The sequence below is a fragment of the Janthinobacterium lyxosi genome, assembly GCF_051380665.1.
In the GTDB taxonomy this organism is placed as follows: domain Bacteria; phylum Pseudomonadota; class Gammaproteobacteria; order Burkholderiales; family Burkholderiaceae_D; genus Janthinobacterium.
The window spans coordinates 35891-61189 of record NZ_JBNYXM010000009.1; the positions used below are offsets into that span (position 1 = coordinate 35891).

Genomic DNA, 25299 nt, shown 5'->3' on the forward strand with positions numbered 1-25299 from the left:
TCCTGTCCTGTCCTGTCATTCTTTCTTTCGGTGTTGCTGTTCCTGGTAATCGCGGCACGCCTGTCCAAAGGCGCCAAACAGGCGCAGGGATTGGGGATGGTCCTCGACCTGCCATTCAGGATGCCATTGCACGGCCAGGGTAAAACCGGGGGCGCTGGCCACCGTATAGGCCTCGACCAGGCCATCGTCGGCCAGCGCCTCGACCAGCAAGCCGTCGGCCAGCCGGGCCAGGCCCTGGCCATGCAGGGAATTGACCATCATCTCGCTCTCGCCGCCCAGCAGGCGCGACAAAAGGCCGTCGGGTATCAGGCGAATGCGGTGCGCGGGCGCGTACTGGCGCTCCAGCGGATCGAGCACATTTTCGCGGTGATCCTGCATGTTCGGCACCGCATGCACGGCCTGGTGCAGGCTGCCGCCCAGGGCCACATTGACCTCCTGGAAGCCGCGGCAGATGGCCAGCAAGGGCAGCTGGCGCGCCAGCGCGGCGCGGATCATGGGCAAGGTGGTGGCGTCGCGCGCGGGGTCTTGCGGCAGGTCGGGATGCAGGATGTCTTCGCCATACAGGCGCGCGTCGACGTTCGAGGCGGAACCGGTCAGCATGATGCCATCGGCGATCTGCAGCGCCGCGTCCAGGTCCGCGTCAGCTCCCAGGGCAGGCAGCAGCAGCGGCAGGCAGCCGGCGCCGTGCAGCACGGCGTGCAGGTACTTGTCCTGCGCCATGTGCCAGGCATGGTTTCCCAGCTGGCGCTGGCAGGCGGGGACGAGAACGATGGGACGGCGCATGGAGCTACCTCGCTGGCGTGACGATCCAATGACAGCGCCATGACAGCGCTGCCGCTCGCTTCACTGTACAGCAGAGCCAGTAGAAACGGCACACATCGCCTACACTACGGCTTTGCAATCTTGTCTTTATTAAAATCATCATATGCCCGTCCGGCGCCAAACACCAGCGCCACCGGCAAAGTCCCCTACTTTCACATGCATCCACACCGTTTTCAAGTCTTCCAAAACTCCTTTTTCACCCTGCGGGGGCAGCCATGAAGCATATGCCATGGCGTGACTTCTTCGCCCTCGTGGTCAGCATCGGCGTAGTCGGCCTGGGCCTGGGCGCCACCATGCCGCTCACCGCGTTGACCCTGCACCAGCGCGGCGTGGGCACGGACATCATCGGCATGATCACGGCCGTCAGCGCGCTCGGCATCCTGGCCGCCTCGCCGTTCGTCTCGCGCTGGGTGAGGCGGTTTGGCGCGCGCGCCACCATGCTGGGCGCCGTGTGGGTAGCGTCGCTGGCGACGATCGCCATGCAGTTCACCGACCACCTGCTGGCGTGGAGCGTGCTGCGTTTCCTGTTCGGCGGCGCCATGGGCGTGCTGTTTACCATCGGCGAAGCATGGGTCAATCGCCTGGCGCCCGACAATTCGCGGGGACGCGTCGTGGCCATGTACACCACCAGTTTTACGTTTTTCCAGCTGATCGGCCCCGCCCTCGTCGCCCTCTTCAACGACAAGATCAGCTGGAGCTTTGCCGCCTGCGGCCTGCTGTTCCTGCTGGCCGTGCCGGGATTGATGCTGATCTCGAACAGCGGCCCGGAAAGGGAGCCGGAAGAACATGGCGTGAAATGGACCTTGATCCTGCCGCGCATGCCGATGATCGTGCTGGGCGCCGCCTTCTTTGCCCTGTTCGATACGCTGGCATTGAGCCTCCTGCCGCTGTATGCGATGGAGCACGGCATCAGCACGGACCTGGCCCTGCTGTCGGCCACCGTGGTGCTGGTGGGCGACACGGGCCTGCAATTCGCGCTGGGATGGATGGCAGACCGCTTCGGCCGCGCCAAAGTGCACGCGGCCTGCGGCGTGGCTGTCTGCCTGCTACTGCCGCTGCTGCCGTTTGCCGTCGGCACGCCGTGGCTGTGGTGGACCTTGCTGCTGTTGCTGGGCGCGGCGGCAGGCGGCATCTACATGCTGGCGCTGGTGGCCTGCGGCGAGCGTTTTACAGGACTGTCGCTGACCAGCGCCAGCGCCATCGTCAACGCCACCTGGGGCGTGACCAGCGGTGGCGGTCCCCTGCTGACGGGCGTGCTGATGCAATCGGTAGGCGTCAACGCCCTGCCGGCCGTGATGTGGGTGTGCTGCGCCATTTTCGTGGGCAGCGCCGTGTGGGAGCGCCGGAAGGGGATCGTGTAGCGCTTATTACTTCGTTTCTTACTTCTTTTCCAGCCGCTGCCGCAGCTCGTCGGCCACCGGATAGTCGGGATACGCCTGCCGGAACGCGGCCCATTCCTCCTGCGCCAGCGCCGCTTCGCCCGCCTTTAACAAGGCGTCGATCTTCACCAGCCATACGGAAGCGTCGAGCCGGGCCGGCGGCGGTAGCGGCGCCGACTTTGCTGCGACGGGAGCGGGCATGGCCAGCACGCGCTGCACGGGCGTCTGGCGCTGCAGGCTGGATTCGGCTTGCACGGCGGCTTGCTGCTCCATTGCCCGCTGCATGTCCGTGGCTGGCGGCGGCGCAGGCATCACGTCCTGCGTGACCGGTTCCCCGACCACGGGAAATTGTGCCGGCTTCGAGCCGAACCAGTCCACGCCGATCAGGTTTACCGTCAGCAGCACGGCGGCGGCCAGTCCCAGCGGAATGCGCCAGCGCTGCAGGTAGTCGGGCGCCTTCTTGACGGGCAAGGTGCGCGGCACGCCATCGGCGCCGTCGTTCGCGGCCGCCGGCTTGTGCAGGGCCTTGTCCGCGTCCGCCAAAATGGCCGCATCGAGCGCGCTGGAAGGCGCGGGCTGCGGCAGACTGGCCAGCAGCGCGTTCAATTCTTCGTCGTGATCATCTTGATGATCTGTATCGTGCGTATTCATGCCTGTCCTCCCGCGCTGTCCAAGCCCGCGCGCAATTTCTGCATGGCGTAGCGCAGCCGGCTCTTGACGGTTTCCGCTTGCGCCCCCGTCACCACGGCGATCTCGAGGATGCTCATGCCGCTGAACTGCTGCAGCACCAGCGCTTCCTTTTGTTCCATCGGCAGCGCGGCGATGGCCGCATGCAGCAGCGCGTGCTGCTGTTTCTGCTCCAGCGATTGCGGCGGCGATGCGCCCTCATCGGCCAGCTCGCCTGCCTCCCCTTGTTCCTGTCCTTCCCGCTGGCGCAGGAGGTCGATCAGGCGGTTGCGCGCGATCTGGTACAGATAGGTGCGGAACGCCGCCTGCGGCTGGTAGCCCGTGCGCGCCGCATGCAGGCTGGCCCACGCATCCTGCACGATCTCGTCGACCCACGCGTGGCGCGGCGCACGCCAGGCCACGAAGCGGTACAGGCCCTGGCTATGGCGCCGGTACAATTCGCGAAACGACGGCAGGTCGCCGGCGCTGTAGCGCAGCATCAGGTCTTCATCCGTCGCGGTCAGTAAAGTGTCGGGCATGCGAACCAGTGTAGCCGAACTACGCGGCAGCGACAATTTCCCTGCTCCTTCAGCGTGCGGCAGGCGCATAACTGACGCGGCGCACTTCGCGGATCTGCCCCTCCTTGAGCGCCCCTTCCACCACTTCATAGCCGAGCAGGGCGAAGACCCGGCCCTGCAGGAACAGGGGCCGCGCATTGCCATACCAATCCACGCAGGAAGCGCGGCAGCCGTCGTCCGCCACTGATAATTGACCCGGCCGCGCCGCCAGCGCGCCCAACTCCGTCAACTGCAAGCCGCTGTTACGCAGATAGAGCACGGATGCGGCTGACTTGTTGAAGCCAGGCCGCTCGTCCGCGCCCAGGATGGGCAGGCCGATCATGCCCTCGCTGGCCGTTTGTGGCTTGTAGAAAAAGCCGTGGCTGCGCGACTCGCCCTGCGCCGCATCGGCGCAGATGTAGCGAGTGGCAATCGCCGCCTGCGCCCCCAGGCGGATGCTGCTGAAGTGCAGATCCTTGCCCTGCGCGCCGATCACCACGGCATCATTGCCCAGCGCCTCGATGCGCTCCACGCCGTGCGGCAGGGACAAGGCTTGCACGCTGCCCGCATCGGCCCAGCGCACGGCATACAGGGGCTGGCGCGGCCAGGCCTGGTCCGCCTGCCGCCGGCCGCCATTGCCCGGATTGCCGTACAACAGATAGGACCCTACATAGCGGTTCTGCAGACCGTAGCCGCCGCCACCGGGCAGCGGCTTGTAGCTGCTGGCGGGCGCACTGTCGCGGCCATCGGAAAACGACGTCAATGGCACGCGCAACAAGGCCATGTCGCCGCGGCCCCGCGCGCCATCCCACATGGCGTCGCCCTGGCCTTCTGCGCGCAGCAAGACGTTCAGGTGACCATCCACGCTTTCCAGGAACGAGAACTGGTCGACGGGCGCGCCCGCCACCTTCAGGGCGCTGGGCGCCGAACCATCGAGGGGAATGCGGAACACGCCCGAGTCACGGCCCCGGCGCGTGGTCCACACGAAAACGGATTCGCCCGACACATAAAATACGCGGCCCTGCGGCCCCATCACGGCGGTCGCTTCGCAGCGCATGTCGCGCTGCGCCAGGTCGCACACGGTGACCGTATGCAGGGTCAGGCCGGCGCCCGGTTCGGGCTCTTCATCGGTGCGGTAAATGCGCGTGGCAGGGGCGATGCGCCTGAAGTCGGACGGCACCGTATCGTGACGCCAGCGGCGCAGCGCCGGGAAGCCGCCAAAGGGGTCACTCCGGTGCAAGTTCAGCGACAGGGGCGAATAGAACACCAGTTTGCTGCCTATCAGCCGGCTGGCGTAATTGCGCGACGAATAATAATCGTTGGAGCGCAAGTGATACGTGGCGCGGTAGGCCAGCTTGCCGTCGGCCGCGATGTCGAACAGGCCGATTTCCGTGCCGCCACGGCTGTAGCTGTAGCCGATGACCACCACCGTGTCGCCGTCGATCAGCATCTCGTCATACCAGCTGCCCGACGGATCGCTGCCCGGCGCGAACGCGTCAAGCGCCGCGACGGGTTGCAGGGCCTTGCCATCCACCTGCACGGTAAACAGCTTGCCGCGCCTGAGCATCACCAGGTGCTTGCCATGCAGCTTGACGATGCCGCCTTCGTCCACGCCCGCCGTCTGCACATTGGTCACGGATTCCGCCGCTTCTGCCGAAGTTGCCGGCGCAGCTTTCGCCACCATCGGCGCGACAGGGGCCGGCGCTGGCACCGCCAAGGATTGCGCCGTGGCGCGCTGCAGTTTCTGCTGCTCCCTTTGCAGCGTCGCCTGGCGCGCCTGCAACTGCTGCAGATAGCTGCTCAATGCCTGCTCGCTGGCGAACGGCGTCAGGGTCTTGCGCGGCGCCGTGCCGGCGGCGTGGCTGCCTGCCGACAGCAGCAGGGACAGTATCAGGATGATCTTGAGGGCGCTGGACATCGCTTCTTCTCCGGTTGGCTGGGGTGTCAAGCATGAAACGCAGCGGCGCAGAAAAAGGGGTTAAAGGCGCGTGAAAATATTCACGCGGCTACTGCCTTACTCAAATCCCCGTATGCGGTCGCCATTGAAATTCGGCAGGCGCCACTCGAAGTGCAGGGCCAGGAAACGGAACAAGAAACCGGCGCCGATGGACGCCAGCTGTGCCACGGAGCTGTCGACCTTGAAATACAGCAAGCCCACATACAGGCTGCCAGTAAACAGGGCCACGGTGGCATACACTTCGCGCTGCAGCACGAGGGGAATCTGATTGCACAGGATATCGCGCAGCAAGCCGCCAAAGACGCCCGTGATCATCCCCGCCAGCACGACGATGGCCGGATGCATCTTGGCCGACATGGCGATGTCGCAGCCGATCACGCAAAACGCCACCAGGCCCAGTCCGTCGACCAGCAAGAAGATGGCGCGCAAATGATGCAGGTAGCGCGCGACAAAGGCCGTGACGACAGCCGCGCCGATGGTAAACAGCAGGTATTCGGGATGCGCGATCCAGCCCAGCGGATAGTGTCCCAGCAGCACGTCACGCACGGTGCCGCCACCGAGCGCCGTGACGGTGCCGATCATGCAGATGCCGAACAAATCCATGCCGCGCCGCATGCCCATGATGGCGCCGGACATCGCTTCGGCGACAATCGCCACCAGGTAAATCGTATATAACAGCATGCTCTTACTCTTCCGAAAATGATTTGAGAATTTGTTCGCGTTCGCGCGCTTCGCTCAGGGTACGCGCCTCGCTCGTGCCCGTGCTGGAACCGCCATTGCCGCCATTGCCAGCGTCACCGTGCGCCATGCGCGTATCCGCACCGCCACTGCCGCAACTGACGCTGCTGTGGATAAAGGCAAAGTTATCCTTCAGGCAGTCGCCGGCCAGGTATTCGACATACACATAGTCGCCATCGAGCAGGGCCAGGCCTGGCGGTTCCGCCAATACCCGCTCGCGGCGGCCCTGCACGGCCACTTGCATGTAGTCGCGCCAGACGGGCAGCGCCAAGGTGCCGCCCGTGGCGTTGCCCAGGCTTTTCGGCTGGTCGTAGCCAAGCCAGACGACCGAGACCAGGCCCGAGGAATAGCCGGCGAACCAGGCGTCATACGCGTTATTCGAGGTGCCCGTCTTGCCGGCCGCGTCCCCCCTTCCCAGCGCCAGCGCGCCGCGTCCCGTGCCGCTCTTGACGACGTCGCGCAGCATGCTGTCCATGACGTAGGCATTGCGCGTGGAGATGACTTGCGTGCCCCGTGCCGGCTCGCCTTTGGCGCGTGGCGCCGCATCGCTGAACAGCACCTCGCCGCTGCGGCTGCGCACTTCCTTGATCAATTTCGGCGGCATCTGCATGCCGCCGTTGGCGAACACCGCATACGACTGCGCCAGTTGCAGCGGCGTGACGGCGCCCGCGCCCAGCGCCAGCGGCAGGGAGACGGGGTTGCGCGCGCCTTCGAAGCCGAAACGCGTTGCGTAGTGCTGCACGTAGCCGGGACCGGCCGCCTGCATCAAGCTGACGGCCACGAGGTTTTTCGAGCGTACGAGACCACGCCGCACGCTGATGAAGCCTTCATAATTGTTGCCGTAATTGCGCGGGCGCCACGGTTGCGCGCCCGTTTCCTGCGGCAGCAGCAAGCGCTGCGTATCGTCCACTGCCGTGCCGGGAAAATATCCCTTTTCCAGCGCCGCCGAATACACGAAGGGCTTGAAGCTGGAACCGGGCTGGCGGTAGGCCTGCGTGGCGTGGTTGTAGTGGTTGCGGTAGAAATCGAAGCCGCCCGCCATGGCGACGATTTCGCCACTGTGCGCCTCGACGGAAATGAGCGCGCCTTCCATCTCGGGCAACTGGCTCACCAGCCAGCGCTTCTTTGCCGCGTCGTGCACCACGCGGATGACGCTGCCCTCGATGATGGCGCGCTTGCCATCCCATTGCAGCTTGCCGCCCAGGCGTGCGTCCGATGCCGTCAGTACGATCTCGTCGCCATTGCGCAACTGCGCCGTCAGCTGGCGCTTGCCGGCGGTCTCCACCTTGCGCACCAGGGCGGCGCGCACTTCTCCGCTATCCGGATAGGGGGCCAACTGGTGCGCCACGCTGTCTGCGGAGGGGGCCAGGCGCGCTTCCGGGCCACGATAGCCACGCCGCGCCTGTGCATTCAATAGCCCATCGCGCAGCGACTTGTCGGCCGCAATTTGCGGCGCCATGCGGATGGTGGTCGTCACGTCCAGGCCCATGCTGTAGGCGCCTTCGGGATAGCTTTGCAAGATCAATTGACGCGCTTCCTCGACTGCATACGCGGCCGCGTGCACGGAACTGTTGCGGTCCTTGTTCAGCGCCAGTTTTTCCGCCACGGCGGCGTTGTATTCGGCCGGCGTGATGTAGCCGAGTTCACGCATGCGCTGCAGGATGTAGTGCTGGCGCACGGTGGCGCGCTGCGGATTGGCGACAGGGTTGTAGGCAGATGGCGCCTTGGGCAAGCCGGCCAGCATGGCCGCTTCAGCGATGCTGACGTCGGCCAGCGGCTTGTCGAAATAGATGTTTGAAGCGGCGGAAAAGCCGTAGGAACGCTCGCCCAGGTAAATCTGGTTCATATACAGTTCCAGCAGTTTGTCCTTGCCATAGTGCTGTTCCAGCTTGTAGGCGAGCAGCATCTCCGTCAGCTTGCGCTGCACGGTCTTTTCGCGCGACAGGAAGAAATCGCGCGCCACCTGCATGGTGATGGTGCTGGCGCCCTGCGCATGGTGGCCCGTGACGATGTTGGCCAGGGTGGCGCGCGTCAAGCCATAGAAATCGACGGCGCCGTGTTCGTAGAAACGCGCATCCTCGATGGCCAGCAAGGCTTGGCGCATGCGCAGCGGGATATCTTTCAGGGGCAGAAATTCGCGGCGTTCTTCGCCATATTCAGCCAGCAGCTCGCCTTCGCTGGAGAAAATGCGCAGCGGCAGCGCGGGCTTGTACTGCGCCAGGTGCTCGACGGCAGGCAAATCCTGCCATGCCTGGCGCAGCCACCAGCCACCCGCCAGCGCGGCGGCCATGCCCAGACCCAGAGTCAATCCCAGGCCAAATTTCAGGTTGCGCGCCAGCTTCGACTGGGGCTTGCGGGTGGTGCTGTCGTTCGCTTGTGCTTCCATGGTGGTATTCCCTTGCTGCCAGGAGGCCGCATACGGGTACGCGGTACTCCATCAAAGAGGCATTGTGCACTGCAACACACCTATCCTTATCAAAAGTAAGTATTATTTAGTATTGATAAATTTTTCTTATGTTAGGCACGCACCATGAACCTGAATCCCAAGCACACGGAAGCGTTCCGCGCCGTCGTCGAAACGGGCAGCTTCGAGCAGGCGGCGCTGCAGCTGCACCTGACCTCGCCCGCCATTTCGCAGCGCGTGCGGGCGCTGGAAAGTCAGCTGGGCAATGCGCTGATCGTGCGCAGCCGTCCCGCGCGCGCCACGCGCATGGGCCAGCGCCTGATGCAGTATTTGAAACGGGCCAAGCTGCTGGAAGCGGACTTGCAGGCGGAGCTGGCGGTGCAGCAGGATGCCCCGCTGACCCTGGTGCTGGCGCTGAACGCGGATTCGATGGGTACCTGGTTCTTCCCGGCCCTGTCGGAGGTGCTGATACGCGAAAGGGTGCTGCTGGACCTGACCGTGGAAGACCAGGACCACACGTATACCTTGCTGGAAACGGGCATGGCCATCGGCTGCATCAGCACGGAGGCGAAACCCATGCGCGGCTGCACGGCCGAGCCGCTGGGCGTGATGCGCTACTGGCTGGTAGCCACGCCCGCGTTCCGCCAGCAGTGGTTCGCGCACGGCCTGACGCGCAAGGCGGCGCGCACAGCGCCCGTCGTCGCCTACACGCGCAAGGACACCTTGCAGTCGTCTTTCCTGCAAGAGGCGCTGGGGCTGCCCGAAGGGGCCTACCCCTGCCATTACGTGCCGGGCGCCACCTCGCACTTCAACGCCATCCGCTACGGCCTCGGCTACGGCATGGTGCCGGAATTGCTGCTGAAGACGAACACGGATGGCGAGCTGGTGGAAATGCTCACGCCCAAGACCCCGGCCGACGTGGCCCTGTACTGGCACACGTGGAAAGTGCAGTCGCCGCGCATGGAGCAGCTGTCGCGGCACATCATCGCGGCGGCGCGCACCATGTTGAAATAGTTATCTCTGCATGCCCCAGCGCTTCAAGGTGACGCGCTCCAGGCTGCGAAAGCCGATGTTTTCCACCAGCAAGCCGATGACGATGACGGCCGCCAGGCCCGCGAACACTTTGTCCGTGTACAGCTCGTTGCGGTTCTGGAAGATGTACCAGCCCAGGCCGCCCTGCCCCGAGGTGGTGCCGAATACCAGTTCGGCCGCGATCAGGGTGCGCCAGGCAAACGCCCAGCCTATTTTCAAGCCCGAAACGATCGATGGCAAGGCGCCCGGCACGAGGATGTGCAGCACCAGCTGCAATCCACTCAGCCCGTAGTTGCGGCCCGCCATGCGCAGGGTTTCCGGCACGCCCTGGAAGCCCGCATAGGTATTCAGGGCCAGCGGCCACATCACGGAATGGATGATGACAAAGATCAAACTGGCGCGCCCCAGGCCGAACCACAGCAGGGCCAGCGGCAGCAGGGCAATCGCCGGCAAGGGATTGAGCATGGCTGTCAGGGTTTCCAGCACGTCGCGGCCAATGCGGCTGGACACGGCCAGCAAGGTCAGCACGAAGGCGGCCAGCACGCCCACCGCATAGCCCTGCAGCAAGACGACCAGGGACGCAGCCGTACGCGTGAGCAATTCACCGCTGGCGACGCCGCCGATAAACGCCTGCGCCGTCTGGAGAAAACTGGGCAGTAGCAAATCGTTCTGCGTCCAGCGCGCCGCGCCTTCCCACAACAGGGCCAGGCTGAGCAGAATGAATGCCTTGCGCCACAGCGCGTGCTGGCTCATGCGCTGCCAGTGCGACAGCGGCTGCTCGACGGTGACGCCGGCCAGCGGTGGCGCCGCATATACGAACTCCTGGCGGATGGGCGGCTCCAGCAGCACGTTCATACGGCCTCCCGCTGCGCGCTGGCTGCTTGCGGGAATGGAGTAACTTCCTCATCAAACAGCAGGCCGTGGATGCGGCTGCTGGCGGCCTGGAATTCCGCACTGCCCGCGCTGTGCAAGCCGAATTGATGGCTGTTGAGCTCGGCACGCACGCGGCCCGGATGGGGCGACAGCAGCAGGATGCGGTTGCCCACCACCAGCGCTTCCTCGATCGAATGCGTGACGAAGACGAGGGTAAAGCGCAGCTCTTCCCACAGGCGGCTCAGCTCTTCCTGCATCTTGCGCCGCGTCAATGCATCGAGCGCGGCAAACGGCTCGTCCATCAGCAGCACTTCCGGCTGCATGGCCAGGGCGCGCGCGATGGCTACCCGTTGCTTCATGCCACCCGACAAGGTGTGCGGATGGGCATCTTCAAAGCCGGCCAGGCCCACCTTGGCAATCCAGTGATGGGCGCGCTCGCGGGCCGCCACCTTGTCGAGCCGCTTGCTGGCCAACAAAGGGAACATGACGTTTTCCAACACCGTCTTCCATGGTGGCAATTGATCGAATTCCTGGAACACGACGACACGATCCGGCCCCGGCTTCGTGATGATTTTATCCTGCATGGCGATGCTGCCCGCACGCGGCGCGATGAAACCGGCCACGGCTTTCAGCAATGACGACTTGCCGCAACCGGATGGTCCCAGCAAGACGAAACGGTCGCCCCGAAACACGTCGAAACTGACATCATGCGTGGCGCGCACGGTGCGCTGTTCCGTCCGGTATTCCAGGCTGACATGTTTCACGCTGAGCAATGGCTGTAGCGTGACCTGAGGACGTACCAGGTGAAAAGCGGGTGCGTTCATGTCAGCCTCCTTGCGTGATGGCAGGGTCGTCAAAAAAATAATCGCGCCAGCTGTCGGGCAGGTTGCGGATGGCATTCACGCGGTGCAGGAATTGCGCCAGGCCATAAGTGTTTTGCGGCGCGATCTTGAACTGCACTTGCGGGTTGGCAAAGATTTTCAGCAGCAGATTGCGGTCCACCTTGCTTTTATTCACCTTGATATAGATGTCGGCCGCGCCATGCGGATTGCTGCTCGCATACTGCGCCGCTTCCGCCAGCGCGGCGATGAAGGCGCGGTAAGTCTTGGGATTGTCCTTGCGGTACTTTTCTGTCGCATACAGCAGGGTCGATGAGCTGGGTCCGCCCTGCACGTCATACGAGTTCAGGATGATGTGGGCGTTCGGGTTCTGCGCCAGTTCCTGCTCCTGGAACGGCGAGTTGCCAAAGTGTCCACTGAGCTCCGTGCCGCCGGCGATAATGGCGGCGGCCGCGTCCGGGTGCGGCAGGGTTTGCGTGATTTTATCGAGCCGCGCAAATTCCTTGTCGCCCCACTGTTTCGCCACCGCCATCTGCAAGATGCGCGCCTGCACGGAGACGGACACGGCCGGCAAGGCGATGCGGTCCTTGTCCGTCAAGTCCGCCAGAGTTTTCACCTTGGGATTGTTGCTGACCAAGTAGTAAGGGAAATTGCCGAGCGAGGCCACGCCGCGCACATTCTGCCGGCCTTTCGTGCGGTCCCATATGGTCAACAGCGGCCCCAGGCCGGCCCCCCGCGATATCGATATTGCCCGACAACAAAGCGTCATTGATGGCGGGTCCGCCGGACAAGGTGATCCACGCGACCTTCACGTCGACGCCCTGCTGCTTGCCATGCTTTTCGATCAGCTTTTGTTCCTGCGCAATATTGAGCAGCAAGAAGGTGATGCCATGCTGGCCGGCGATGCGGATCTGGCCTTCGGCCCGGGCCATGCTTGCCGCCATGCATGTCAAACACAGCATGGCGATGGTGGCGAAAAGGCGGCGGCGGACAAAGCTAAAGATCGGCAACATGGACACTCCTTGGTCAACTACGGTCAAAAAATCAGTACGGCGCATCGCCTTCGATGGTGGTGCGATACAGCTTGCGGCGCTGCTCGGGCGGGCACCCCGTCGCCAGGTGCATCAAGGAGCGGTTATCCCAGAACACCAGGTCGTGCGGCTGCCAGCGGTGCACATACAAGTGCTCGGGGCGCACGCTGTGGGCAAACAGTTCGTCGAGCAGGGTGCGGCTTTCATCGGCGGGCAAGCCGATGATGCGCGTGGTGAAATGTTCGCTGACAAACAGGGCACGGCGTCCCGTTTCCGGATGCACGCGCACGACGGGATGGGTGACAGGTTTGACTTCATCGATCTGCGCCTGCGTCAAGGCGGGCCGCCAGGGATTGCGGCGGCGCAATTCCTCATACTGGCTCAGGTAGCTGTGCTCGGCACGGGCGCCGCGCACGGCGTGGCGCAGCGCGGCCGGCAAGCTTTCCCAGGCCAGGTGCATATTCGCAAACACGGTATCGCCGCCCTCGTCCGGCAACTCTTGCGCGTACAGCATGGAGCCGAGGCTGGGCACTTCCTTGTACGAGAGGTCCGAGTGCCAGAAATGGCCCGCATCGCCCAGGCCGATGGGCTGGCCATCCTCGACGATGTTCGAGATGATCAGCACTTCCGGCTGCGTCGGCAACTGGAACTGGCGCAGCACGTGGATTTGCAGGGGACCGTAACGGCGGCTGAAATCGACTTGCTGCTGCGGCGTGATGTGCTGTTCGCGAAACACCAGCACGTGATGGTCGAGGTGGGCGTGGTGCAGGCGCTGGAAGTCGCCCAGCGACAGCGGCTGCGCCAGGTCCAGCCCCAGCACTTGCGCGCCGAGCGGCGCATCGAAAGTCTCGATACGGAAATGGCTGGTGGAAAGCACGGGTTTCAGGACGGCCGACATGGGAATTCGCCAAGAGTCTGGGGAAGTCCACTGTATGCCGGCCGGCCTTGCTTGCAAACGAAGCATTTACCATATGGATATGCGCGGCGCGTTGCGCCACGCTGCGACAGGCATCGGCGTGGCCAGGGATCTGGCGCGGCGCCGGCGCTGCTTACGCCGTTGCTTCGTAGCGAGCCAGGCGGGTCGCCATGCGCGGCGCCAGCTCGTGGCCGGCCGTGACGGTCACTTCCAGGTCGTTCAGCAAGCCATCTTTCAAGCCATAGACCCAACCATGGACGCTGAGTTCCTGGCCCCGTTCCCACGCATCTTGCACGATGGTGGTCTGGCACACGTTCAAGACCTGCTCGACCACGTTCAGTTCGCACAGGCGGTCGCCGCGCTGGCGGCTGGTCAGCACGTCGCCCAGGTAGCGTTCGTGCTTCTGGCCCACGTCCTGCACGTGGCGCAGCCAGTTGTCGACCAGGCCGATGCGCGTGCCCGTCATGGCCGCATGTACGCCCTTGCAGCCGTAATGGCCGACGATGATGACATGTTTGACTTTCAGCACGTCCACGGCAAATTGCAGGACGGACAGGCAATTGAGGTCGGAGTGCACGACCACATTGGCAATGTTACGGTGGACAAACACGTCACCAGGCGCCATGCCCAGCAATTCGTTGGCGGGCACGCGGCTGTCGGAACAGCCGATCCACAGGTATTCGGGCGACGTTTGCGCTTCCAGGTTCTTGAAGAAGTTCGGGTCTTTCGCCACCATCGAGTCGGCCCAGCGGCGGTTTCGCTGCAGCAGTTCCGCCAGGGCCAGGCCATTTTTCGGTTCGGTCATATCGCTCCCATTGTGTGAGTACGACTGAGGGCGGCAGATCGCGCCCATAGGCCGGCGATGTACGCACATTTCTCAGTCGTAGTGAAAAAAACGCCGGGATGTTTAAGCATCCCGGCGCCTGGTATTACGTGTGCTTACTCAAAAAAATCCTTGACCTTGTCTTTCCAGGTCTTGCTTTGCGGACTGTGCTTGGCACCACCCTCAGTGGTCGACTTTTCAAAGTCGCGCAGCAGGTCTTTCTGTTTTTCCGTCAGCTTCACCGGTGTTTCGATCGCCACGTGGCAGAACAGGTCGCCCGCGTAACCGGAGCGCACGCCCTTGATGCCCTTGCCTTTCAGGCGGAAGGTCTTGCCCGACTGGGTGCCTTCCGGGATCGTGAACGACACTTTGCCGTTCAGGGTCGGCACTTCGATTTCGCCGCCCAGGGCCGCCTTGGTGAACGAGATCGGCATTTCGCAATGCAGGTCGTCGCCTTCGCGCTGGAACACGGCGTGCGGCTTGATGTGGATTTCCACGTACAGGTCGCCCGCTGGGCCGCCATTCGTGCCCGGTTCGCCGTTGCCGGACGAACGGATACGCATGCCGTTGTCGATACCGACTGGTATCTTGACTTCCAGGGTCTTGTTGCGCTTGATGCGACCGGCGCCGCCGCATGGCGTGCAGGGGTCGGTGATGACCTTGCCGCTGCCATGGCATTTCGGGCAGGTTTGCTGGATGCTGAAGAAACCTTGCTGCATGCGCACCTGGCCGTGGCCACCGCAAGTACCGCAGGTGGTTGGCGACGTGCCCGGCTTGGCGCCGCTGCCGTGGCAGGTGTCGCACTTGTCCCAGCTCGGCACGCGGATGGTCGTGTCGAAGCCGTGCGCAGCTTGCTCCAGTGTAATTTCCAGGTTGTAGCGCAAGTCGGCGCCACGGTACACCTGTGGCCCCGCATTGCGGCTGCGTCCACCGCCACCGCCAAAGATGTCGCCGAAGATATCGCCGAAGCTGTCGGCAAAGCCGCCGGCACCGCCGCCGAAGCCGCCACCGCCGCCCATGTTCGGGTCCACGCCGGCGTGACCATAGCGGTCATACGCTTCGCGCTTTTCCGGATTGGTCAGCATTTCGTAGGCTTCTTTGACTTCCTTAAACTTTTCTTCCGATTCCTTGCTATCCGGATTGCGGTCCGGATGGTATTTCATCGCCAGTTTACGGTAAGACTTTTTGATCTCTTCTTCCGAAGCATTTTTTGCGACACCGAGTGTCTCGTAAAAATCACGCTTTGCCATGTTGTCGGCACCTTGCAGTCTATCTACTGATGTAAAAATTACACGAAAAAGCCGAGTCGAGTGCTGCACTGGGCAACGACTCGGCTCGGCCGGTCTTCGCGGCTAATCCCGCGATGTAGCGTTCAGCCCGGCTGCCCCCAGTTCATGGGAGCGCGAGACATTACTTGCTGTCTTTGACTTCTTTGAAGTCAGCGTCAACAACGTCGTCTTGCTTGGCGCCTGCATCCGATGCGCCAGCAGCTTGCTGTGCACCTTCCGCGCCGCCGGCAGCTTGCTGCGCTTGCATGTCGGCATACATTTTTTCGCCCAGTTTCTGCGATGCGCTCGACAGTGCTTCCACCTTGGTGTCGATCTCAGCCTTGTCGCCCGCCTTGATGCTTGCTTCCAGGTCGGTGATCGCCGCTTCGATCTTCTCTTTCTCGCCCGCATCGAGCTTGTCGCCGTATTCGGTCAAGGATTTCCGGGTCGAGTGTACCAGAGCATCGGCCTGATTGCGCGACTCGGCCAATTCTTTAACCTTCTTGTCTTCTTCCGCGTTCAACTCGGCGTCTTTTACCATCTTCTGGATTTCAGCCTCGGTCAAGCCGGAATTGGCCTTGATCGTGATCTTGTTTTCCTTGCCGGTGGCCTTGTCTTTCGCGCCGACATGCAAGATGCCGTTGGCGTCGATGTCGAAGGTCACTTCGATCTGCGGCGTGCCGCGCGACGATGGTGGAATGCCTTCCAGATTGAATTCACCCAAGCCTTTGTTACCGGCGGCGATTTCGCGCTCACCCTGGAAGACCTTGATGGTCACCGCAGGCTGATTGTCGTCGGCCGTCGAGAACACCTGGCTGAACTTGGTCGGAATCGTCGTGTTTTTGTGGATCATCTTGGTCATCACGCCGCCCAGGGTTTCGATACCCAGGGACAAAGGCGTTACGTCCAGCAACAGCAAGTCTTTACGTTCGCCCGACAGGACCGAACCTTGAATCGCTGCGCCCACTGCCACGGCTTCGTCCGGATTCACGTCTTTGCGTGGATCTTTGCCGAAGAATTCCTTCACTTTTTCCTGTACCTTCGGCATGCGGGTCATGCCGCCGACCAGGATGATGTCGTCGATGTCGGACACTTTTACACCAGCATCCTTGATGGCGATGCGGCAAGGTTCCATCGTCGCGATGATCAGTTCTTCCACCAGGGACTCCAGCTTGGCGCGGGTCATCTTCAGGTTCAGGTGGACCGGCGCGCCATTGGCCATGGCGATGTACGGCTCGTTGATCTCGGTTTGTTGCGACGACGACAGTTCGATCTTCGCGCGCTCGGCCGAAGCCTTGATGCGCTGCAGAGCGATCGGATCTTTTTTCAGATCGATGCCGTTGATCTTCTTGAACTCGTCGATGATGTAATCGATGATGCGCTGGTCGAAGTCTTCGCCGCCCAGGAAGGTGTCGCCGTTGGTGGACAGCACTTCAAATTGTTTCTCGCCATCAACATCTGCGATTTCGATGATCGACACGTCGAACGTACCGCCACCCAAGTCATACACGGCGATTTTACGGTCGCCTTTTTCGGTCTTGTCCAGGCCGAACGCCAGCGCTGCCGCCGTTGGCTCGTTGATGATGCGCTTGACGTCCAGGCCAGCGATACGGCCGGCATCCTTGGTGGCTTGACGCTGCGAGTCGTTGAAGTACGCTGGCACGGTAATGACGGCTTCGGTGACTTCTTCACCGAGGTAGTCTTCTGCCGTTTTTTTCATCTTGCGCAGCACTTCAGCGGAAATTTGTGGCGGCGCCAGTTTTTTGTCGCGTACGCCGATCCATGCATCGCCGTTGTCGGCTTTCATGATTTGGTACGGCATCAGCGCGATGTCTTTTTGTACTTCTTTTTCGTCGAACTTGCGACCGATCAAACGCTTGACTGCGTACAGCGTGTTTTTCGGATTGGTCACGGCCTGGCGTTTCGCTGGCGCGCCGACGAGAATTTCGCCATCTTCTTGATAAGCAATAATCGACGGCGTCGTGCGTGCGCCTTCAGCGTTTTCGATTACCTTTGGTTGACCGTTTTCCATGATGGAAACGCAGGAATTCGTGGTTCCCAGATCGATACCGATAATTCTACCCATGATTTATTTCCTTTTATTTGCTAGATTTCAGATGGTTCTTATATGTGGCAAAGCGGCATGGTTTCAAGGCTTGCTTGATGCCGCCCTCTGATTATTTTGCTTGCGCGGTCGTTACAATGGCTGGACGCAGCAGGCGGTCCGCAATCATATAGCCCTTTTGCAGGACAGACACGATGGTATTGGCTTCCTGCTCCGCTGGCACCACGGCAACGGCCTGGTGTTTCATCGGATCGAGCTTTTCACCCTGCACTGGCAACACTTCCACCAGGCGGTTGCGCTCGAACGCAGCGTTCAGTTGCTTCAGGGTCATCTCGACGCCTTCTTTCAGCGATTCGATGGTCGGTGCTTCCACCGTCAGCGCCGTTTCCAGGCTGTCTTTCACCGGCACCATGGCTTCGGCAAAGCTTTCCACTGCGAATTTATGCGCTTTAGCAACATCTTCCTGCGCACGGCGACGAATATTTTCGCCATCGGCCTTGGCGCGCATGAAGGCATCGTGCATCTCTGCAAGACGCGCTTCGGTACTCGCCAGCTGCTCTTCCAAAGTAGGCTCTGCGGGAGTCGATGGGGCAGTCGCCGCGGCGTCCGCTTGCGGATTAGGTACAGCTTGATTTTCCTGATCTTGCATCTGAAAAGCTCCTACAATCAATGACTTAAATGAGTTAGTCTAAAATCTTTACAACACTAACGGGCAGATGGGGCTATATCCTATTGTTTCAAGGGGTATGCGTGGCAAAACCAGGGATTACATCGTTCCATGTTACAGCTTATTACAAAGCACTTCCCATTTCGGGCAGCGAGGCGTGCGCGCTCCCTTGATTTTGCAGGCTTCCCACGGCAAAGCGGGCATTCTACCAGCCCCGCTACAGCCATCGCCACTGGCAGCGCTACTATCTGGAGATTGCTTTGGCCACGCCAGACATGACAAAGCCGCGCAAGCGCGGCTTTTTATTGCGTAAAAATCAATACCCCTTAATTCGCCGCGCCCAGCGCCAGGGCCGTCGCGCGCGCCTGCTCGCCCGCTTTCTTGTCCGCCTCGCGCTGCGGCGCCGTCTTCATCGTCGGCCAGCCAATCATGTGCTGTTCGGCAATTTCCGCCATGCCGGCGATCCAGGCTGGCGTTTCGTTCAGGCAAGCAATGTAATGAAAGTGCTGGCCGCCGGCCGTTTCGAAATCATGCTTGGCTTCCATGGCGATCTCTTCCAGCGTTTCCAGGCAATCGCTGGTAAAGCCCGGACACAGCAGGTCAACGCGCTTGACGCCCTGTTGCGCCAGCGCCACCAGGGTGGGTGCCGTGTACGGCTGCAGCCATTCGGCCTTGCCAAAGCGCGACTGGAAGGTCACCATATATTGCTCTTTACTCAACTTTAACTTTTCCGCCAGCAATCGCGCCGTTTTCAGGCATTGGCAGTGGTAGGGATCGCCCAGCAGCAAGGTACGCTTGGGTACGCCATGAAAACTCATCACCAGTTTTTCCGGACGGCCATGCGCTTCCCAGTGATTCAACACGGAATCGCGCAAGGCGTCGATATACGTGTCGTGCTCGTGATACTGCTTAATAAAACGCAATTCCGGCACATTGCGCACGGTGGCGCAATGGGCGAACACGGCGTCGTAGATGGAGCCCGTCGTCGTGCCCGAATATTGCGGATAGGCTGGCAGGATGGCGATGCGCTCGCAGCCTTCGCTTTTCAGCCTGGCCAGCACTTCGGGCAGGGAAGGCGAACCGTAGCGCATGGCCATGGCCACCGTGACGCCGTCGTGGCCCCGCTCGGCCAGCGCGCCGGCCAGCAATTTCGCCTGTTTCTGCGTATGCACTTTCAGGGGCGAACCCTCGCGCGTCCAGATCGACGCATATTTCTTGGCCGACTGGCCAGAGCGAAATGGCAAAATAATCAGGTTCAGGATGAACCACCAGACGACGCGGGGAATCTCCACCACGCGGGGATCGGACAAAAATTGCTTCAGGTAACGCCGCACGGCCGACGAGGTCGGCGCGTCGGGCGTGCCCAGGTTGACCAGCACCACGGCGCTGCGGTCGATGCTGCCATGCGTGTACGGCGGTTCTGTTTGAAATGACATGAAGGCTCTTCGAAGGCGTTGGATGGATAGCCCAACTATTATAGTTACATTGCGTCAACATCGGGAAAGATGGATGTTGATGCAATTCACCCACAGCAAAGGCTGGGGGGAATGATGGCTCTCGACAATTAGCCCACAAGCAAAGGCTGGGGTCAGACCCGGCGGGTCTGACCCCGGTCTACCCCCAGCCACGAATCAAATCGCCAGCAACTCGCGCGCGTGCTTGCGCGTGGTGGCCGTGATTTCCAGGCCGCCCAGCATGCGCGCCACTTCTTCCACGCGGGCCTTGGCATCGAGCATGTCGATGCGCGATGCCGTCTTGCCATTCTCCAGGGTGCTTTTTGCCACCTGAAAATGCTGGTTCGCCTGGCTGGCCACTTGCGGCAAATGGGTCACGCACAGTACTTGCCGTCCTTGCCCCAGGCGTTTCAGCAGGCGCCCCACCACTTCGGCCACGGCGCCGCCGATGCCGCTGTCGACCTCATCGAAGATCAGGGTCGGCGTGGTGGTAGCGTGCGAGGTGATGACGGAGATGGCCAGCGCAATGCGCGCCAGTTCGCCGCCGGACGCCACTTTGGCCAGCGAGCGGGGCGCCGTGCCCGCATGGCCGGCAACGAGGAATTCCACTTGCTCCAGACCATGGGCAGACGGTACGCACGGATGCAGGGCGATTTCAAAACTGCCGCCCGTCATGCTCAGTTCCTGCATGGCGCGCGTGACGGCGTGCCCCAGCTCCACTGCCGCCGCCTGGCGCGTGGCCGACAGGCGGCCCGCCACGACGCGGTATTCCGCTTCGATCTTCGCTTCCTGGCGCAGCAAGCCTTCGATGTCGGAAGCGTCGGCCAGGTGCTGCAGCTTTTCCGACAGCTTGGCGTGTTCCTCCGGTAGCTCTTCTGGTGTGACGCGGAATTTGCGGGCCGTGCTGTGCATGGCTTCCATGCGCGCGTCGAGCTGGTGCAGTCGCTCCGGGTCCAGTTCGACCCGGTCCAGGTAGTTGTTCAGCGCGTACACGGATTCCTGCAGCTGGATGCGCGACGATTCGATCAGGTCGACGATCGGCTGCAATTCCGCGTCCACGGACACCAGCTTGCCCAGCTTCTGGTTCAAGGCCGACAGTTGCGACACGATGGGGTGGTCTTCCGACTCGGAAATGAGGGACAGGGCTTCCTGCGCCCCTTCCAGCAAGCTGGCCGCGTGCGACAGGCGGCTGTGCTCGTTCGTGATCTCCGTCCACTCGCCCGGCTTGGCAGCCAGTTTTTCCAGTTCGCCCACTTGCCATTCCAGCCGTTCGCGCTCGTACAGCACGTTGGCGGCATTCGTTTCGAATTCTTCGCGCTGGCGCACGAGGGCGCGCCAGCGCTTGTGCAGCGCCGCCACCTGCCGCGCATCCTGCTCCACGCCCGCTTCGCGCGCCGTCGCCTGACCATCGAGCAGGGCGCGCTGCGCCTCGCTTTTCAGCAAGGACTGGTGCGCGTGCTGGCCGTGGATATCGACCAGCATGTCGCCCAGTTCGCGCAACTGCGCGGCCGTGGCGGGGATGCCGTTGATATACGCTTTCGAGCGGCCCGCATTGTCGATCACGCGGCGCAGCAGGGCGCCGCCATCGTCGTTGGCGAATTCATGCGCCACCAGCCAGGCCTGCGCCACCTCGCTGACGGAAAAATCGGCCGTGATATCGGCCTTGGCCGCGCCTTCGCGCACCACGCTGGCGTCGCCGCGTCCGCCCAGCGCCAGGGTGAGCGCATCGATGAGGATGGACTTGCCGGCGCCCGTCTCACCCGTCAGCACGCTGAAGCCGGCGGAAAATTCCAGTTCAATGGTATCGACAATGACAAAATCGCGAATGGACAGTGTATGGAGCATGGCTTCTGTGGTTAGGCGGCGCACCGCGGGTTGACGTGGGGAAAATGTTAGCTGAGCTTGCCCTCGCCCGACGGATACTCATTCCAGTGCAATTTTTCACGCAGGGTGTTGTAGTAACTCCACCCTTCCGGATGCAGGAAGGTAATCGTGTGCGGCGAACGGCGGATAAGGATGCGATCTTGCTGCACCAGGCTGGCAAAGGTCTGCATGTCGAAATTGACGCTGATATCGCGCCCGCGCACGATTTCCACGACGATCTGGCTGGAGTCGGGCAGGACGATGGGGCGGTTCGACAGCGCATGCGGGGCGATCGGCACGAGCACGATGCCGCCCAGGGTCGGGTGCAGCAAGGGGCCGCCAGCCGACAGCGAGTACGCGGTCGAGCCCGTGGGCGTGGAAATGATCAAGCCATCCGAACGCTGGTTGTACATGAAGTGTCCATCGACCTCGACGCGCAATTCGGCCATGCCGGCGCCGCCGCCGCGCGAGACGACGACATCGTTGACGGCCATGCCCACGTGAATCGACTCGCCGTCGCGCAGCACACTGCCTTCGAGCAAGGTGCGGCGTTCTGCCTTGAAGCGGCCACCGAGAATTTGCGCCAGCACGGGCAGCATGCGCTCGAGCGGGATATCCGTCATGAAGCCCAAGCGCCCTTGATTGATACCGATCAAGGGGACATCGAATGGCGCCAGCTGGCGCGCAATGCCCAGCATGGTGCCGTCGCCGCCCATGACGATGGCGCAATCGGCGGCGGCGCCGATCTCGGCCGGCGACATGGCGCGCACGCCGGGAAACGCCAGGTTCAGATGCGCGGCCGTCTCCGCCTCAAAGACTACCGTGTGGCCCAGCACTTGCAGGAAATCGACGATGCTTTTCACGGGCTCGGCAATGCCATCCGTATTCTGGCGCACGACCAGGGCGATGGTCTTGGCGCCCAGGTTGAAGCGCTCGCCCGGGGCTGGCAAGGTCGCGGCTGGCTGTTCGGCGCGCTGTTCGGCGTGTGTATCGACGGGCATAAGAGTCTCGGAAGTGAATTCGGTGGCAAGCCGCCCCAGGCTGTCGCGTCGCACGCCGCCATCGCATGATACTGTATATATGCACAGTATAGTGCGGCGGCCGTGTGCCTGCAAGGGGCGTTCTTGGTGTTGCACGCAGTGTAGCGCAGAAAAAGAATCGTCCATGCGTGCGCCAGCGCCCCCAGCACGGACAAATCCGCTTGCAGGCGGCCTGTCGCGGCAGGACACTGAACTCACGTCAACTTTACTGTCAGGAGGCCGTATGCTTACCCCACCAAGTGAACGCAAGATCAATACCGATGAAAAGGTCAAAAATGACGGTGTCGACCGTCTGCCGCACGAGCGTGATGAATCTCCCGACGCGCAAGACGTGCGCCCGCGCAAAATCATGCAGCAGGCGGCCAGCGACCTGGAACGCGGCCTGGTCGATACGGACCGACGCGCCCAGCCCGGCGTGGAAAAGGTCAAGCCGGCCGCGCCGCAACAGGCCCGCCCTGACGCGCAGCTGGAACCAAAGAAGGCGCGCTGAATCGAACTTTCACGCACTGCTACTCGCACTGGTAGCGTTATGGAGTACGCCATGCACCGCTACGTCTGTTCATTCCTGCTGGCCGCTGCCTGCGGCACCACTGTCGCCCACGCCCAGGCGCCCGCCATGCCCGTGGGCTTCGGCCCGCAACCCGCCCTGCCAGCACCGGACAAGCGATTCATTCCCACCGTCAAGGTGGCGCCCGTGCAGCGCTGGACAGGCGCGCAGCGCCCCGTGGTCGCGCCCGGCCTGGCCATCCATGCGTATGCGCGCGACCTCGATCATCCACGCTGGCTGTACGTGCTGCCGAATGGCGACGTGCTGGTGGCGGAAACGAATGCCCCGCCGAAACCGGACGACGGCAAGGGCATCAAGGGCGCCATCATGCAGATGCAGATGAAGAAGGCGGGTGCCGCCACGCCCAGCGCCAACCGGATTACCCTGCTGCGCGGCATCGATGCAAATGGCGTGGCGCAGACGCGCAGTGCGTTCCTGCAAGGACTGAACTCGCCGTTCGGCATGGCCCTGGTCGGCAACGAGCTGTACATCGCCAATACCGACGCCCTGCTGCGTTTTCCTTACGTCACCGGACAAACGGTCATCACGGCGCCGGGCGTGAAGGTGATGGATTTGCCGGGCGGGCCCATCAATCATCACTGGACCAAGAACGTCGTCGCCAGCGCCGACGGCAAATTTCTCTATGTTTCCGTCGGCTCGAACAGCAATGTGGGCGAGAATGGCATGGCGGCCGAAGATGGCCGCGCCGCCATCTGGCAAGTCACGCGGGCGACGGGCAAGGCACGCGTGTACGCCACGGGCTTGCGCAATCCGAACGGCATGGCCTGGCAACCCGGGACGGGGGCGCTGTGGACGGCCGTCAATGAGCGCGACGAGCTGGGCAACGATCTGGTGCCGGACTACATGACCTCCGTCAAGGACGGCGCCTTCTATGGCTGGCCCTACAGTTATTTCGGCCAGCACGTCGATGCGCGGGTCAAGCCGCCGCGCCCCGAACTGGTGGCCGCCGCCATCGCGCCCGACTACGCGCTGGGCGCGCACACGGCCTCGCTGGGACTGGCGTTTTATGACGACACCTTGCTGCCCGAACGCTACCGGGGCGGCGCCTTCGTCGGCCAGCACGGCTCGTGGAACCGCAAGCCCTTCAGCGGCTATAAAGTCATCCATGTGCCCTTCGCCAATGGCGTGCCCAACGGCCCGCCACAGGATGTCGTCAGCGGCTTCCTGGACGAGAATGGCAAGGCGCAGGGGCGCCCCGTGGGCGTGGCCGTCGACAAGGCGGGCGCGTTGCTGGTGGCGGACGACGTGGGCAATGCCATCTGGCGCGTGACGCCGGCGCAGTGAGCGCCGATGCGCCGCGCATGCGCCCCCTGTGTGACGCAACGAACGGAAGGGCATAGGTGGGGCGCGCATGATGAACGCTCGAACCACGCAAGGAGCACATCATGAAAAAAACAGGATCAGCCGTCTGGAGTGGCGGCCTTAAAGATGGCAAAGGGTTTATTTCCACCCAAAGCGGCGCGCTCGACAATGTGGCATATGGCTTCAACACGCGCTTCGAAGACGGTCCCGGCAGCAACCCGGAAGAACTGATCGGCGCCGCCCATGCCGCCTGCTTCACCATGGCCCTGTCCGGCCAGCTGGGAGAAGCGGGCTTGCGCGCCACGGCCCTGAAAACCACGGCCGATGTCAGCCTGGAAAAAATCGATGGCAGCTATGCCATCACGGCCGTGCACCTGACCTTGGTGGCCAGCATTCCCGGCGCCACCGAGGAAGCGTTCCAGGATGCGGCCCTGCGCGCCAAGCTGGGCTGCCCCGTGTCGAAGTTGCTGGCCACGGAAATCACCCTGGACGCCCATCTGGAGTAAATCCAGAGGCACTAACGTCACCGTCCGCTGCTGTCCTGCACCAGGGCAGCCGGGCGGTCTCGGCAAGAAAGCCATAAAACGCATAAAATCCTGCCACTCCCCTCACCCTCAAGGATTTACGATGCGTATTTTGCACACCATGTTACGGGTCGGCGACCTGCAGCGCTCCATCGATTTTTACACCAAGGTCCTGGGCATGAAATTGCTGCGCACCAGCGACAATCCCGAATACCAGTACACGCTGGCCTTCGTCGGCTACGGCGCGAATCCCGACCACGCGGAACTGGAACTGACGTATAACTATGGCACCACCAGCTACGAGCTGGGCACGGCGTATGGCCACATCGCCATCTCGGCCGACGATATCGTCGCCGCCTGCGACGCGGCACGGGCGAATGGCGGCAACGTCACGCGCGAACCGGGCCCCGTCAAGGGTGGCCACACGGTCATCGCCTTCATCACCGATCCGGATGGCTACAAGATCGAATTGATCGAACGCAAGTTCGACGGCCAGGGCGGCGGGCTGTAA

Annotated in this window: 22 protein-coding genes and 1 pseudogene; 6 read left to right on the forward strand and 17 right to left on the reverse strand. The window is 62.6% G+C overall.

The window, feature by feature from the left end:
* Positions 1–15: 15 nt before the first annotated feature.
* Positions 16–783 carry a gamma-glutamyl-gamma-aminobutyrate hydrolase family protein gene (locus ACQ4WP_RS11310; protein ID WP_436520595.1) on the reverse strand — a complete coding sequence of 256 codons (768 nt, stop codon included), beginning with the start codon at positions 781–783 and terminating at the stop codon, positions 16–18.
* A 254-nt stretch (positions 784–1037) separates the two neighbouring features.
* Between ACQ4WP_RS11310 and ACQ4WP_RS11315 the strand changes: the two genes are divergently transcribed.
* On the forward strand, positions 1038–2183 hold the full coding sequence (locus tag ACQ4WP_RS11315) for an MFS transporter (RefSeq protein WP_436520597.1): 1146 nt from the start codon (positions 1038–1040) through the stop codon (positions 2181–2183).
* Positions 2184–2201: 18 nt separating this feature from the next.
* Here the strand turns inward: ACQ4WP_RS11315 and ACQ4WP_RS11320 are convergent, their stop codons facing one another.
* The 5 genes from ACQ4WP_RS11320 to ACQ4WP_RS11340 all read right to left on the reverse strand — a co-directional run bounded on the left by ACQ4WP_RS11320 (position 2202) and on the right by ACQ4WP_RS11340 (position 8505).
* The gene (locus tag ACQ4WP_RS11320; RefSeq protein WP_436520599.1) at positions 2202–2852 is read right to left on the reverse strand and encodes a hypothetical protein; all 651 of its coding nucleotides are present in this window, start codon (positions 2850–2852) and stop codon (positions 2202–2204) included.
* Positions 2849–3406 carry a sigma-70 family RNA polymerase sigma factor gene (locus tag ACQ4WP_RS11325; protein ID WP_436520601.1) on the reverse strand — a complete coding sequence of 186 codons (558 nt, stop codon included), beginning with the start codon at positions 3404–3406 and terminating at the stop codon, positions 2849–2851. The genes ACQ4WP_RS11320 and ACQ4WP_RS11325 overlap by 4 nt, the downstream gene beginning before the upstream one ends.
* Before the next feature lie 49 nt (positions 3407–3455).
* Positions 3456–5342 (reverse strand): beta-propeller domain-containing protein, encoded by a 1887-nt coding sequence (locus ACQ4WP_RS11330; protein WP_436520603.1) that lies wholly within the window; start codon positions 5340–5342, stop codon positions 3456–3458.
* A gap of 96 nt (positions 5343–5438) precedes the next feature.
* A complete protein-coding gene (locus ACQ4WP_RS11335; RefSeq protein ID WP_070254674.1) occupies positions 5439–6062 on the reverse strand; it encodes a trimeric intracellular cation channel family protein in 624 nt (207 codons plus the stop codon).
* A 4-nt stretch (positions 6063–6066) separates the two neighbouring features.
* Positions 6067–8505: a penicillin-binding protein 1A gene (locus ACQ4WP_RS11340; protein ID WP_436520605.1), complete on the reverse strand. Its 2439-nt coding sequence runs from the start codon at positions 8503–8505 to the stop codon at positions 6067–6069.
* A 144-nt stretch (positions 8506–8649) separates the two neighbouring features.
* On the opposite strand from ACQ4WP_RS11340, the gene ACQ4WP_RS11345 reads away from it, so the two are divergent.
* Positions 8650–9537 carry an HTH-type transcriptional regulator ArgP gene (locus ACQ4WP_RS11345; protein ID WP_436520607.1) on the forward strand — a complete coding sequence of 296 codons (888 nt, stop codon included), beginning with the start codon at positions 8650–8652 and terminating at the stop codon, positions 9535–9537.
* Here ACQ4WP_RS11345 and ACQ4WP_RS11350 read toward each other — a convergent pair whose 3' ends face one another.
* The 11 genes and pseudogenes from ACQ4WP_RS11350 to ACQ4WP_RS11400 form a co-directional block, all read right to left on the reverse strand.
* Positions 9538–10410 carry an ABC transporter permease gene (locus tag ACQ4WP_RS11350; RefSeq protein ID WP_436520609.1) on the reverse strand — a complete coding sequence of 291 codons (873 nt, stop codon included), beginning with the start codon at positions 10408–10410 and terminating at the stop codon, positions 9538–9540.
* On the reverse strand, positions 10407–11252 hold the full coding sequence (locus ACQ4WP_RS11355) for an ABC transporter ATP-binding protein (protein WP_436520611.1): 846 nt from the start codon (positions 11250–11252) through the stop codon (positions 10407–10409). Before ACQ4WP_RS11355 ends, ACQ4WP_RS11350 begins: the two co-directional genes overlap by 4 nt.
* Before the next feature lies 1 nt (position 11253).
* Positions 11254–12229, reverse strand: a pseudogene (locus ACQ4WP_RS11360) (ABC transporter substrate-binding protein).
* An 82-nt stretch (positions 12230–12311) separates the two neighbouring features.
* Complete coding sequence (locus ACQ4WP_RS11365) at positions 12312–13196, reverse strand: TauD/TfdA dioxygenase family protein (RefSeq protein WP_436520613.1); 885 nt, start codon at positions 13194–13196, stop codon at positions 12312–12314.
* Positions 13197–13347: 151 nt separating this feature from the next.
* Positions 13348–14019: a carbonate dehydratase gene (can, locus tag ACQ4WP_RS11370; protein WP_077408716.1), complete on the reverse strand. Its 672-nt coding sequence runs from the start codon at positions 14017–14019 to the stop codon at positions 13348–13350.
* A gap of 134 nt (positions 14020–14153) precedes the next feature.
* Complete coding sequence (gene dnaJ, locus ACQ4WP_RS11375) at positions 14154–15287, reverse strand: molecular chaperone DnaJ (protein ID WP_010401694.1); 1134 nt, start codon at positions 15285–15287, stop codon at positions 14154–14156.
* 160 nt (positions 15288–15447) lie between these two features.
* Entirely contained in the window at positions 15448–17391 is a 1944-nt protein-coding gene (gene dnaK / locus ACQ4WP_RS11380; protein ID WP_436520616.1) for a molecular chaperone DnaK, read from the reverse strand.
* 91 nt (positions 17392–17482) lie between these two features.
* On the reverse strand, positions 17483–18019 hold the full coding sequence (gene grpE, locus ACQ4WP_RS11385; protein ID WP_034788734.1) for a nucleotide exchange factor GrpE: 537 nt from the start codon (positions 18017–18019) through the stop codon (positions 17483–17485).
* A 344-nt stretch (positions 18020–18363) separates the two neighbouring features.
* The gene (gene hemH / locus ACQ4WP_RS11390; protein ID WP_436520618.1) at positions 18364–19473 is read right to left on the reverse strand and encodes a ferrochelatase; all 1110 of its coding nucleotides are present in this window, start codon (positions 19471–19473) and stop codon (positions 18364–18366) included.
* Positions 19474–19668: 195 nt separating this feature from the next.
* A complete protein-coding gene (gene recN, locus ACQ4WP_RS11395) occupies positions 19669–21336 on the reverse strand; it encodes a DNA repair protein RecN (RefSeq protein ID WP_436520620.1) in 1668 nt (555 codons plus the stop codon).
* Positions 21337–21383: 47 nt separating this feature from the next.
* Entirely contained in the window at positions 21384–22355 is a 972-nt protein-coding gene (locus tag ACQ4WP_RS11400) for an NAD kinase (RefSeq protein WP_232730743.1), read from the reverse strand.
* A gap of 262 nt (positions 22356–22617) precedes the next feature.
* Between ACQ4WP_RS11400 and ACQ4WP_RS11405 the strand changes: the two genes are divergently transcribed.
* The 4 genes from ACQ4WP_RS11405 to gloA all read left to right on the forward strand — a co-directional run bounded on the left by ACQ4WP_RS11405 (position 22618) and on the right by gloA (position 25299).
* Positions 22618–22884: a hypothetical protein gene (locus ACQ4WP_RS11405; protein WP_436520622.1), complete on the forward strand. Its 267-nt coding sequence runs from the start codon at positions 22618–22620 to the stop codon at positions 22882–22884.
* 51 nt (positions 22885–22935) lie between these two features.
* A complete protein-coding gene (locus tag ACQ4WP_RS11410) occupies positions 22936–24246 on the forward strand; it encodes a PQQ-dependent sugar dehydrogenase (RefSeq protein ID WP_436520624.1) in 1311 nt (436 codons plus the stop codon).
* Positions 24247–24347: 101 nt separating this feature from the next.
* Complete coding sequence (locus ACQ4WP_RS11415; RefSeq protein ID WP_034788746.1) at positions 24348–24770, forward strand: OsmC family protein; 423 nt, start codon at positions 24348–24350, stop codon at positions 24768–24770.
* 121 nt (positions 24771–24891) lie between these two features.
* Positions 24892–25299: a lactoylglutathione lyase gene (gene gloA / locus ACQ4WP_RS11420; RefSeq protein ID WP_436520626.1), complete on the forward strand. Its 408-nt coding sequence runs from the start codon at positions 24892–24894 to the stop codon at positions 25297–25299.